Source organism: Kitasatospora sp. NPDC032757, assembly GCF_055579305.1.
Window position 1 is genome coordinate 42,768 of the sequence record NZ_JBVINN010000011.1, and the last position, 11,574, is coordinate 54,341.

Here is an 11,574-nt window from a genome sequence, read left to right on the forward strand (position 1 = left end):
CGGCGCGCCTCAGCGCATCAGGGACGCCAGCAGCGGCCGGAAGTGCCCGAAGCCCGGGGTCGCGGCGTCCGCCTCCTTGGCCTGCTCGTCCCAGCGGCGCACCGCGACGGCGTCCTCGGCGCCCGGCAGGGCGGCGAACGCGGCGGCCTGCGCCTCGTCCATCGGGCCGCCCTGCACCCGGAGGGTGTACTCGGAGGCCTCGGAGAGCCGCTCCCGGTAGCCCGGCTCGACCGCGCACAGGTAGCGCTTGGCGGCCACGTGCAGCCGGACCGGCTCGGTGACCTCCGGCCCGAACCACCGGGCCAGCCAGTCCGCCCCCGTGTCGCTGTGCCGGTTGTCCTGCCCCTGCATCAGGTCGCGTCCGTGCAGCGCCCCCTGGAAGTGCCCCACGTCGTGCAGCAGCGCGGCCGCGACCAGGTGCGGCGCGGCCCCGGCCGCCTGCGCGAGTGCGCCGGCCTGGAGCATGTGCTCGGCCATGGTGACCGCCTCGCCCAGGTACTCCCCGGCGCCCTCGCCGGCGAACAGCTCGCCGATGGCGTCCAGCGCGGCGGCGCGCCGGTGCAGCACGGCGAGGGCGGACGCCAGGGAGTCGAGGTCGGCGTAGCAGCCCTGGAGGTGGCGCGAGCCGTCCTGCTCGAAGGCCGTCCGGGCGTGCAGCAGGCGGACGTTGTCGAAGATCAGGCAGTCGCCCCGGTCCAGCCGGAACTCCAGGCGGAGCTGCGGCCGCAGGGTGATCGCGGCGAACCGGCGGTACGCGGCGTAGAACGCCTCCAGCTCGGCGGCGTCGCCGCGCAGGGTGCCGATCGAGCGGTTGTTGAACCGCACCTCGCGGATCCGGCCCAGCGCGTCCACCTCGATCAGCGGCCGGTCGGCGCGCAGTTCGGCGGAGCGGTCACGGAAGACGAACGGGACGGGGGTGCGGGTGAGGACGGCGAAGTCCTCCGGCGCCTCCTCGCGCAGGATCGCCGCGGCCTTGAACCCGTCCACCAGGCCGGAGTCCCCGCCGGTCGCGGAGTTCTCCAGGCAGTGCAGCAGCTGGAGGGTGGGCACCGGGTCCCGGTAGGGGTTGTCGCTGTGCGGGGCGATCGCGACGCTGGTGAAGGCGAGGTTGCTGGGGTCGGGCTCGACCCGGACGTCGAACAGCTCGCCGTAGTTGGTGACCCGCACGTACCCGAAGGTCCCGGCCACCGCGAGCACCTGCCGATCGACGGCCGGCACCCCGCGCAGCACCGCGAAGCCGCTGCGCCGGACGGCGCCCAGCACCGCCGCCCGCTCGGCCGGGTCGGCCAGGTAGGCCGCCCAGTCGGCCTCGGGGAGGCCGCCGGCGAAGTCCGCCGCCACCCAGAGCCGCTTGTCCGCCTCCGTCCGGCCGTCCCCCTCCTGCTCCGCGCCGAGCCACTCCAGCGGGTACCGCGACCGGTGCCCGTCCGACCAGAGCACCTCCAGGTGCCCGTCGAGCTCGGTCTGCGCGGCGACGGCGAGGTCGCCGGGCAGGTCGGTGATCTGGAACAGCTTCTGCCCGTTGCGCTGGTCCCGGCAGTCGGCGCAGGGGCAGTTGTCGCGCAGCCAGTACGGCGGCAGGTCGGACATGGGTCTCCTCCTCGACGGCGTTCACGTGAAGTTGTATAGCCAACTTCACGACCAGGAGCCTGCCGGGCCCCGGTGAGAACGGGGTGTCGGGACGGTGAACCCCTCGGGAACAAGAGCCCCGAGGCGTGGCCCCCGCGTGCGGCATGGCCGTTCGGGTGACGGGAGCGGGCGGCAGCGCGTTGCGGCGCGGAGGATCTGCCGGTGCTGCGGCACTGTCGGGGTGGATTTCCCCCACATGAGAGGCGGCCGCCCATGGCTCACCCCAGTACCGAGGCCCCGGTTGCTTCGGGGCACACCGGACTGAAGCGCGAAGTCGGCATGATCGGGCTGCTCTGGGCCTCGGTCGGGGCGATCATCGGCTCCGGCTGGCTGTTCGGAGCGGAGAAGGCGGCGGTGGCGGCGGGGCCGGCGGCACTCATCTCGTGGGGGATCGGGGCGGTGGCGATCGTCCTCCTGGCGCTGGTCCACGCCGAGCTGGGCGGGCTGTTCCCGGTGGCGGGCGGCACGGCGCGGTATCCGCACTACGCGTTCGGCGGCTTCGCGGGGATGTCGTTCGGCTGGTTCACCTGGCTGCAGGCCGCGACGATCGCGCCGATCGAGGTCCAGGCGATGATCAACTACGCCCAGCACTGGTCCTGGGCGGACGGTCTGCTGAACCCGAACCAGACGCTGACCACCGAAGGGTTCTTCGTCGCGGCCGCCCTGCTCGGCGTCTTCGTGGCGATCAACTTCCTCGGTGTACGGCTCCTCGCGCACACCAACAGCGTGGCCACCGTGTGGAAGGTTGCGGTCCCGATCCTGGTGATCTTCGTCTTCGGGATCACGGAGTTCCACGGCTCCAACTTCACCGTCCACGGGTTCGCGCCGGACGGTTCCAAGGGTGTGCTCGCGGCGATCAGCACCAGCGGGGTGATCTTCGCGCTGCTCGGCTTCGAGCAGGCCATCCAGTGGGCGGGCGAGAGCCGCAACCCCCGCCGGGACATCCCGCGGGCCGTCCTCGGGTCGGTGGTGATCGGCACGGTCATCTACGTCATGCTCCAGGTGGTGTTCATCGGGGCGCTGCCGCCGGAGACCTTCTCCGGCGGCTGGACGACGCTCGACTACCCCGGCATCAGCGGTCCGTTCGCCGGCCTCGCGACGCTGATCGGCCTCGGCTGGCTGGCCACCATCCTCTTCATCGACGCGATCATCTCGCCGGCCGGCACCGGGCTGGTCTACATCACCTCCAGCTCGCGGGTCACGTACGGCCTGAGCCGCAACGGCTACGCGCCGCAGACCCTGCAGTTCACCGACAAGCGCTCCGTGCCGTGGCTGGGCCTGATCGTCGCGTGGGCCGCCGGTGTGCTCTGCTTCCTGCCCTTCCCGAGCTGGCAGCGGCTGGTCGGCTTCATCACGTCCGCCGTCGTGCTGATGTACGCGGGCGCGCCGCTGGCCTTCGGGGTGCTGCGCAAGCGGCTGCCGACGCTGGAGCGTTCGTACCACCTGCCCGGCGGCACGATCATTTCGCCGCTCGCCTTCGCGGTGGCGAGCCTGGTCATCTACTGGGCGGGCTGGGACACCCTGTGGCGGTTGGGCCTGGCGATCCTGATCGGCTACGTGCTGCTCGGCGGCTACTCCGCGTACGCGGTGTCGAAGGGCGTGCCGAACGCGCCCCGGATGGACTTCAAGGCGGGGCAGTGGCTGCCGGTCTACCTGGTCGGCATGGGCGTGACCTCCTGGCAGGGCTCCTTCGGCGAGGGCTCCCTGGGCAATCTGCCGCTCTGGTGGGACATCCTCGTCGTGGTGGTGTTCTCCCTGGTGATCTACTACTGGGCCCTGGCGGTCGCCCTGCCGGTGGAGGAGATCGAACGGAACATCCGCGGCGTCGAGGTGGTGGACGCCGGCGGGCACTGAGCAGAGATCCGGAGCGGCCCCCGTGTGAACGGGGGCCGCTCGGCGTTCCTGGGGCCCTGGCTAGCTGGCGGTCGCGGTCCAGGCGGCTTCGGCCGCCGCCAGGGCCGGCGAGGCGTTCGCGCCGGTCGCCGTGGCGAGGGCGGACAGGCAGCCCCGGACGGTCTCCAGGGAGGCCGCCGGCCCGTAGTGGTTCACGCGGAGCATCGAGGCGGCCAGGGCGCCGCCGCCCGGCTGGACGGGGAGCGCGGGGTCGAGGCGGAGCAGCTCGGCGGTGAGCTCGGCCGCGTGCAGGCCGTCCGGGGTGCGCAGGGTGGTGGCGACCGGGGCGGCGTGGGCGTCCTCGGGGACGAACGGGCTGAGCGTGCCGAGCGCGCGCACGCCGGCGCGGGTGGCGGCGGAGGCGGCGCGGTGGCGGGCGATCACGGCGGGCAGGCCGTCCGCGCTGATCCGGTCCAGGCAGGCGCCGAGCGCCAGCATCTCCAACTGGGCCGGGGCGTGCGGGAGTACGGTGCGCCCGGCGTCCGTCCAGCGCTCCTTCCAGTCCAGCAGGGAGAGGTAGGAGCGGCGCGGGGCGGCCGGGTTGGCGGCGATCCGCTCCCAGGCGCGCGCGGAGACCGAGACGGCCGAGACCCCGGCCGGGCCGCCCATCGCCTTCTGGCCGCCGATCACGCACAGGTCGACGCCCCACGCGTCGGTGAGCAGCGGCTCGGCGGCCACGGAGGCGACGGCGTCGAGCATCAGCAGCGCGCCGTGCTCGCGGACCACGGCGGCGATCTCGGCGACCGGATTGGTGTTGCCGGTGGCGGCCTCGGCGTGGACGAGGGAGACGAAGTCGATCGCCGGGTCGGCGTCCAGTGCCTCGGCGACCTGTCCGGCGGTGACCGCGCTGTCGAACGGGACGGCGAGGTCGACGACCGTCGCCCCGCAGTCGCGCAGCCAGTTGCCGAAGGTCTGCCCGTACGGGCCGGTGACGATGTTCAGCGCGGTGGAGCCCGGGTGCGCGGCGCCCCGGATCGCCGCCTCCAGCGGCAGCAGCGCCTCACCCTGGGTCACGATCACGTCGGCGGTGGTGTGCAGCAGCGCGGCCACCTGGTCCTCGATGGCCGCGAAGTCGGCGGCGCCGAGCGGGGGCAGGCCGAGGAAGGGGTGCCTCTCGATGGTGATCTCGCTTCGCGCGTTCACAGCCGGCCTTTCTGGAGCGGGGTCGTTCGGGCGGGAATGAGTCTGCCGCATCTTCGCTGCTTACACGGAGCACTCCCGTCGGTAGAGTGCGGGCCATGAGCGATGCTGCGGTGCTGCACGTCAGGGGCCGGGTGCTGGTCGGTCCGGAGGACGTCCGGGACGAACTCTGGGTGGTGGACGGCAAGGTGGCGTTCACGCGTCCGTCCGGCGCCGCCGACGTCCGGACGGTGACCGGCTGGGTGCTGCCCGGTCTGGTGGACGCGCACTGCCACGTCGGCCTGGACGCGCACGGCGCCGTCGACGCCGCCACCAGCGAGAAGCAGGCGGTCACCGACCGTGACGCCGGCACCCTGCTGATCCGCGACGCCGGCTCGGCCGCCGACACCCGCTGGATCGACGACCGCGAGGACCTGCCCCGGATCATCCGGGCCGGCCGTCACATCGCCCGCACCCGCCGCTACATCCGCAACTACGCGCACGAGATCGAGCCCGGCGACCTCGCCGCCTACGTCCGGGCCGAGGCCCGGCGCGGCGACGGCTGGGTGAAGCTGGTCGGCGACTGGATCGACCGCGAGCGCGGCGACCTCGCCGCCTGCTGGCCGGGCGACGCGCTGGCCGAGGCGATCGCGGCGGCGCACGAGGAGGGCGCGCGGGTGACGGCGCACTGCTTCGCCGCGGAGTCCCTGCCGGACCTGCTGGCGGCCGGAATCGACTGCGTCGAGCACGCCACCGGGCTGACCGAGGAGCTGATCCCGGTCTTCGCCGAGCGCGGCGTCGCGATCGTCCCGACCCTGGTCAACATCGCCACCTTCCCGGCCCTGGCGGCCGGCGGCGAGAGCAAGTTCCCGGCCTGGTCCGCGCACATGCGCCGGCTGCACGAGCGCCGCTACGCCACCGTGGGCGCCGCGCACGACGCGGGCATCCCGGTCTTCGTCGGCACGGACGCGGGCGGCTCGCTCGCCCACGGCCTGGTCGCGGACGAGGTGGCCGAGCTGGTGAAGGCCGGGCTGACCCCGGCCGAGGCGCTGTCGGCGGCCAGTTGGGGCGCGCGGCGGTGGCTGGGCCGGCCGGGCCTGGAAGAGGGCGCTCCGGCCGACTTCGTGGTCTACGACGAGGACCCTCGTGCCGACGTCCGGGTGCTCGCGGACCCGCGGCTCGTGGTGCTGCGCGGACGGCCGGTGGGGTGATCGTGCGGCGGCCGGGGCGGCCGGCGGGGTGGGCTGCCGGGGCGGTCGCCCGGCCGGTCGTAGGGTGATCGTCCCCTCCGGCGTTCGAAGATCATCCGGGTGAACGCGCTGTCGGTGTAGGCCGATAGGGTGGCGACCATGGCACCGCGTCCACTGAACGAGATCGTCGAACCCGGCTGGGCCGCCGCGCTGGAGCCGGTCGCCGGGCGGGTCGCCGCCATGGGCGACTTCCTCCGCGCCGAGCTGGCCGCCGGCCGCACGTACCTGCCCTCGGGGCCGAACGTGCTGCGCGCCTTCCAGCAGCCGCTCGCCGACGTGCGGGTGCTGATCGTCGGGCAGGACCCTTACCCGACTCCCGGCCACGCGGTGGGGCTCAGCTTCTCGGTCGGGCCCGAGGTGCGGCCGATCCCGGCCAGCCTGATCAACATCTTCCAGGAGTACGGGAACGACCTCGGTCTGCCGCAGCCGTCCAGCGGGGACCTCACCCCGTGGACGCAGCAGGGCGTCCTGCTGCTGAACCGCGCGCTGACCACCGCGCCGCGCAAGCCCGCCGCCCACCGTGGCAAGGGGTGGGAGGAGGTCACCGAGCAGGCGATCCGGGCGCTGGTGGCGCGCGGCGGCCCGCTGGTGGCGATCCTCTGGGGGCGCGACGCCCGGAACCTGCGCCCGCTGCTGGGGGAGGTGCCCGCGATCGAGTCCGCGCACCCGAGCCCGTACTCGGCGAACGGCGGCTTCTTCGGCTCGCGGCCGTTCAGCCGGGCCAACGAACTGCTGGTGCGGCAGGGGGCGCAGCCGGTGGACTGGCGGCTGCCGTAACGAGCCGCAGGGCAGGCAGCTTCGGGCGTCAACCTCACTCGAACGAGTGAAATGACGTTCTGTGTGACTCATGTGACGGATTGTTCGAGAAGACTGGCGGCTCGTCGTTCGGAGCGCCAGCCCCTTGCCCCGCCCTGCGGGTGATGTCGGAGGCGCGCTCCACCGAGACCACCAGCCGTGGGGTACCGCCATGCCTTCTTCCGTCCGTTCCTCCCGCTCCCTCGCCGCCGCGGTCGCCGTGGTGTCGGCGCTGATGGCCGTGCCGTCGGCGCACGCCACCGGGCCGGCACCCGCGCCCTCGTCGGCCCCGGCCGGCAAGGCGCGCGCCGTCACCGCCGAACTCGAACTGGACGTCAGCCTGTTGAACAAGGCGGTGGACGTCCCGGTCGACATCGCGCTCAACAAGGTCGAGACCCCGGCGCAGCGCGACGGTTCCGTGCTCACCGCCAAGGTCGACGGCGTCGACCAGCAGGGCCCGGTCACCCTGGTCAAGGCGGACGTCGGCAAGGCGGTGACCAGGTCCGATGCCAAGGGCACCTACGCCTCCGTCAAGCTGGTCAACGCCGACGTGCACGCCCCCGGCCTGCCGGCCACCACCCTGCTCGGCCTGGAGGCGCTCAGCTCCGAGGCCACCTGCCCGGTCGACGGGCAGCCGACCGCCGACGTTGTCGCACCCGCCAGCCTGACCGTCCTCGGCAAGCCGGTCACCCTCAGCCTGTACGGGCCGACCAAGGTGGACGTGCCGTTGGTCGGCAGCGTCTCGGTGGAGTTCTCGAAGCGGAGCACCACCTCGACCACGGCCGCCGCCTCGGCCCTGGAGGTGCAGATCGAGGTGAACCCGCTCAACCTCAACGTCGCCAAGGTCACCGGGAAGATCACCGTCGCCTCGGTGAGCTGCGAGAAGCCGGCCGCACCGGCCGCGACCCCCACCCCTTCCACCGCCGCTCCCTCCGCCCCGCTGCCGACCGGCACCCCGGCCGTCCAGCCCGTCGCGGACGCCACCACGGCCGCCGCCGCCCCCCGCGCGGCCACCGCGAGCCCGTCCGGCACCGGCGCCGGCCTCGCCGCCACCGGCGGCAGCGACAGCACGGGCCCGCTGGCCGTCGGCGCCGCCGCCCTGGTCGCGGCCGGCGGCTGCGCCCTCTGGGCCACCCGCCGCCGGGCCGTGCATGCCCGCCGGCGCTGACGCCCGGACCGTGCCCCGGTACTCACCCGCACCGTCGGCCGGTACCGGTACCGGTACCCGGGCCGTCGGCCGGTCCTGACACCCGCACTGCCCGCGGGCCGGTGCGGGGTGCCACGCACGGCACTCCCGCACCGTGACCGTGCCGACGCGGACGGTTGGTTCACCTGGGTGTTACATAAGAGGAACAACCGGGAAACGGCGGCTTGCGACGCTACGCGGGCACCCACCACCCAGTTTGCGAGGTTCACCGCCGTGGCAATCAAGGCCGAGTACATCTGGATCGACGGCACGAAGCCGACCGCCAAGCTCCGCTCCAAGACTCGGATCCTGGCCAACGCGGACAAGATCCCCACCTGGGGCTTCGACGGTTCCTCCACCAACCAGGCCGAGGGTCACGCCTCGGACCGGGTTCTCGAGCCGGTTGCCACGTTCCCGGACCCGATCCGCGGCGGCGACAACATCCTCGTCCTGTGCGAGGTCAACGAGATCGACGGCACCCCGCACGAGTCCAACACCCGTGCGCTGCTCCGCCCGATCGCCGAGCAGTTCGCCGCTCAGGAGTCGATCTTCGGCATCGAGCAGGAGTACACCTTCTTCAAGGGCTCCCGCCCGCTCGGCTTCCCCGAGGGCGGCTTCCCGGCCCCGCAGGGCGGCTACTACTGCGGTGTCGGCGCCGAGGAGGTCTTCGGCCGCGAGATCGTCGAGCTGCACATGGACCGCTGCATCGACGCCGGCCTCGCGCTCTGCGGCATCAACGCCGAGGTCATGCCCGGCCAGTGGGAGTTCCAGATCGGCCCGGTCGACGCGCTGACCGTCTCCGACCACATGTGGGTCGCCCGCTACCTGCTCTACCGCACCGCCGAGGAGTTCGGCATCGACGCCACCCTCGACGCCAAGCCCGCCCGCGGCGACTGGAACGGTGCCGGCGCGCACACCAACTTCTCCACCAAGGCGATGCGCGAGAACTACGACGCGATCATCACCGCCTGCGAGTCGCTCGGCGCCTCGCAGGAGAAGGTCCTGGAGCACGTCACCCAGTACGGCGCCGACATCGAGTCCCGCCTGACCGGCAAGCACGAGACCGCCCCGTGGAACGTCTACAGCTACGGCGTCTCCAACCGCGGCGCCTCGGTCCGTATCCCGTGGCAGGTCGAGGTCGACCAGAAGGGCTACATCGAGGACCGTCGCCCGAACGCCAACGTCGACCCCTACGTGGTGACCCGCCTCCTGGTCAACACCTGCTGCTCCGCCCTGGAGAAGGCCGGCCTCGTCTGAGCCGCCTCCCACTGAGCACCCCGCCGGGCCTTCCCTCCACGTGAGGGGAGGCCCGGCGGCCGTTTCCGCTCCGGCCGGCGCCCGGTGGACCGAGTTCCTCCTGGGTGGCCCGGTCGAGGCCGCCCGCCTCGATGGCCCTGAGCGCGTGGGCGTCCAGGGTGGCGGAGTGGATGCGGCGCAACGCGTCGAAGAACACGGCGTCGTCGGGTTCTGCGCCGAAGCACAGGCGTCCGGGCCGCTCGGGCAGACCTCGTTCCGGGGTCCAGCGGTACAGGAAGCGTTCCACCAGGAGTTCGTACCCTGCGGCTCGCGCGGCGGCGAAGCGGGCCTCGGCGGCGGCGCGCAGGTCGGCCTTCTCCCGCCAGCCGCCGGGCAGGTTGATCTCGAGTCCGACCTTCCAGGGGGCGGGCCGCAGGAGTTCGGCCCCGGACTCCTCCTCGCCCTCGGCCACGTCGAGCCGGTTGATGTTGACGGGCTCCGAGTCGTCGGGGCCGCCCCACCACGCGCCGCGTGCGACGACCTCGCCGTCGCGCAGGGCGACGCGCTTCCAGTCGGGGCGGAACCGGGTACGCCGATGGCCTTCACGGGCGCCCAGGGGGTCGGGGAGTGCGTCGAAGAGATGAGCGTCGCTCGCGGAGAGCGCGCGGATGACCGGATCGGTCATGGATTCCTCCGGGATACAGGCTGCTTGGAGCGCTCCCGGTCAGAACTGACGAACCACGCCGGGACAGCGGAAGAGGGAGCGCTGGAAAGGTGTGAACTGCACGGCACTCGCCTCCTTCCGTCCGTCTCAGGGCGTGGTGCCACACGGTACGTGATCTTCCGCGGGTCCGTCCACGGATTTCCGTGCCCCTGAAGGCCCCGAAGTCCCGGCCCGGACACCAGCGGCAAGGTAACCGGCGAGTAGCTCTCGCGCCGTCAGGTCTTTCCCTGTCGCTCTGCCGGTGCACCGCGGATCCGGCCCGCCCGGCTCCGATGGCCGCTCCCGCGTCCCACGCCGGGACCGTCGCCGTGTCCGGGACGGCTGCGGCACGCGCCGCGCCGTCCCGGGCGGCTGTGAGGCAAGAGATTGCGGCTACTCGGCGTAGGGCTGGTCGGTTCCTTGGGCGCTGTAGCCGAGACTCCAGACGTAGCCGTCCGGGTCGGCGAAGGTGCCGCCGTACCCGCCCCACGGCAGAGCGCCGGCGGGCTTGAGGATGGTGGCGCCGGCCTGCCGGGCCTCCGCGATGATCTCGTCGACCCGCGTCTCACTGCGGACGACGTAGGTCAGAACCAGTCCGCTGAAGCCGCTGCCTTCCTGGTCCGTGCCCACCTGGTCGGCCAGGCCTTCGCGGCCGTAGAAGCCGACGGGCGAGGCGCCGTCCGATTCGAAGAACACCGAGATGCCGTAGTCGTTGCTGATCTTCCAGCCGAGACCCTCGGTGTAGAACCGCTTGGCCCGGTCCATGTCCCGGACACCGAGGAGGATCGAGCTGACGTGCGCTTTCATGTCCTACTCCTTGCACTGTGGATGTATGCGTGCCGGACATCCGGGCCAGGGCCCGGCGGTCACATCGGCGCCTGTTCGCGGGTCGATCGGCATGAGTCGATCGGCATGACAGGAGGGTCAAGCGGGGTGGGAGCGGGGCCGGGAGTCAGGACGGCGTGGGGGCGAGCGACGCGGCGGTCTCCCAGGCGAACTCGTCCGGGTCGGTGAAGGTGTCGGCGGTGCTGCCGAGGACGATGCGGTGCGAACCGGAGCCGTCGGCGGGGACGCCGAGGTCCTTGGCCAGGGCACGGCGCTTGTACAGCGCCAGCTTGACGGGGCTGGACTGACCGGGGGCGAACTCGGTGTACTTGCCGCCGAAGCTCTTGGCCACGGTCAGACCGCGGCCGACGTAGAACTGCTTGGTGGCCTTCACGTCCTCGACGCCGAGCAGCAGGACCAGCTCGTCGATCTCGCGGGTGGCGGGGCCGGTGTCCTTCTTCGCCGAGGTGGCGATCTTCCAGATCGTCCCGTCCGGGGCCTGGACGACGCCGCCGTAGCCCCACAGCGACTTCGCGGCGGGCTTCAGCACCGTGGCGCCCGCGTCCACGGCGGCGGCGACGAAGCCGTCGACGGTGGCCGGGCCGGACACCGTGAGCGCCAGGGTGAAGCCGCGGAATCCGGCGGAGTGCGCCTCGGACGCCCGCAGGCGTATGTACGCGTCCACACCGAAGGCGCTGTAGAAGCGGTGGGCGGCCTCGGGGTCGGCCACCTCGAGGGTGACGGACGCGAGGGACGTGGGGGCTGCGATGGAAGCGGTGGTTGCCATGACCATCACGCTAGGGGCTGCGCTGCGGCCGGGGCTTCTCGATTCCTGACCGGTCTCGCGACCTGGTTCGCGACGCCCGCCGGCACCCCCCGCCACCTTGATCGCCGAGCCTGGCTCGTGGGCCGGCCCGACACGCCACGGGCTGCACCCT

Annotated in this window: 9 protein-coding genes and 1 pseudogene; 5 read left to right on the forward strand and 5 right to left on the reverse strand. The window is 72.8% G+C overall.

What is annotated here, in order from left to right; all coding sequences use genetic code 11:
- Positions 1-9 precede the first annotated feature (9 nt).
- Positions 10-1,590, reverse strand: coding sequence for a 2-trimethylaminoethylphosphonate dioxygenase (gene tmpA, locus ACZ5WK_RS15605; protein ID WP_465547859.1), 1,581 nt, complete (start codon positions 1,588-1,590; stop codon positions 10-12).
- A 252-nt stretch (positions 1,591-1,842) separates the two neighbouring features.
- Between tmpA and ACZ5WK_RS15610 the strand changes: the two genes are divergently transcribed.
- Complete coding sequence (locus tag ACZ5WK_RS15610) at positions 1,843-3,483, forward strand: APC family permease (protein ID WP_465547860.1); 1,641 nt, start codon at positions 1,843-1,845, stop codon at positions 3,481-3,483.
- A 60-nt stretch (positions 3,484-3,543) separates the two neighbouring features.
- Here the strand turns inward: ACZ5WK_RS15610 and ACZ5WK_RS15615 are convergent, their stop codons facing one another.
- Positions 3,544-4,665 carry a pyridoxal-phosphate-dependent aminotransferase family protein gene (locus ACZ5WK_RS15615; protein WP_465547861.1) on the reverse strand — a complete coding sequence of 374 codons (1,122 nt, stop codon included), beginning with the start codon at positions 4,663-4,665 and terminating at the stop codon, positions 3,544-3,546.
- Positions 4,666-4,760: 95 nt separating this feature from the next.
- Here ACZ5WK_RS15615 and ACZ5WK_RS15620 point away from each other — a divergent pair, with 95 nt between their 5' ends.
- From ACZ5WK_RS15620 to glnII, 4 genes are all read left to right on the forward strand, one after another.
- On the forward strand, positions 4,761-5,852 hold the full coding sequence (locus ACZ5WK_RS15620) for an amidohydrolase family protein (RefSeq protein WP_465547862.1): 1,092 nt from the start codon (positions 4,761-4,763) through the stop codon (positions 5,850-5,852).
- A 138-nt stretch (positions 5,853-5,990) separates the two neighbouring features.
- Entirely contained in the window at positions 5,991-6,668 is a 678-nt protein-coding gene (locus ACZ5WK_RS15625) for a uracil-DNA glycosylase (RefSeq protein WP_465547863.1), read from the forward strand.
- A gap of 190 nt (positions 6,669-6,858) precedes the next feature.
- On the forward strand, positions 6,859-7,854 hold the full coding sequence (locus ACZ5WK_RS15630; protein WP_465547864.1) for an SCO1860 family LAETG-anchored protein: 996 nt from the start codon (positions 6,859-6,861) through the stop codon (positions 7,852-7,854).
- 252 nt (positions 7,855-8,106) lie between these two features.
- On the forward strand, positions 8,107-9,129 hold the full coding sequence (gene glnII, locus ACZ5WK_RS15635) for a glutamine synthetase (protein ID WP_465547865.1): 1,023 nt from the start codon (positions 8,107-8,109) through the stop codon (positions 9,127-9,129).
- Between the two features lie 91 nt (positions 9,130-9,220).
- On the opposite strand, the pseudogene ACZ5WK_RS15640 reads toward glnII, so the two are convergent.
- The 3 genes and pseudogenes from ACZ5WK_RS15640 to ACZ5WK_RS15650 all read right to left on the reverse strand — a co-directional run.
- Positions 9,221-9,793 (reverse strand): annotated as a pseudogene (locus ACZ5WK_RS15640) (GNAT family N-acetyltransferase); the annotation flags it as partial.
- Between the two features lie 411 nt (positions 9,794-10,204).
- On the reverse strand, positions 10,205-10,618 hold the full coding sequence (locus ACZ5WK_RS15645; protein ID WP_465547866.1) for a VOC family protein: 414 nt from the start codon (positions 10,616-10,618) through the stop codon (positions 10,205-10,207).
- Positions 10,619-10,763: 145 nt separating this feature from the next.
- The gene (locus ACZ5WK_RS15650) at positions 10,764-11,429 is read right to left on the reverse strand and encodes a glyoxalase (RefSeq protein WP_465547868.1); all 666 of its coding nucleotides are present in this window, start codon (positions 11,427-11,429) and stop codon (positions 10,764-10,766) included.
- Between the last annotated feature and the right edge of the window lie 145 nt (positions 11,430-11,574).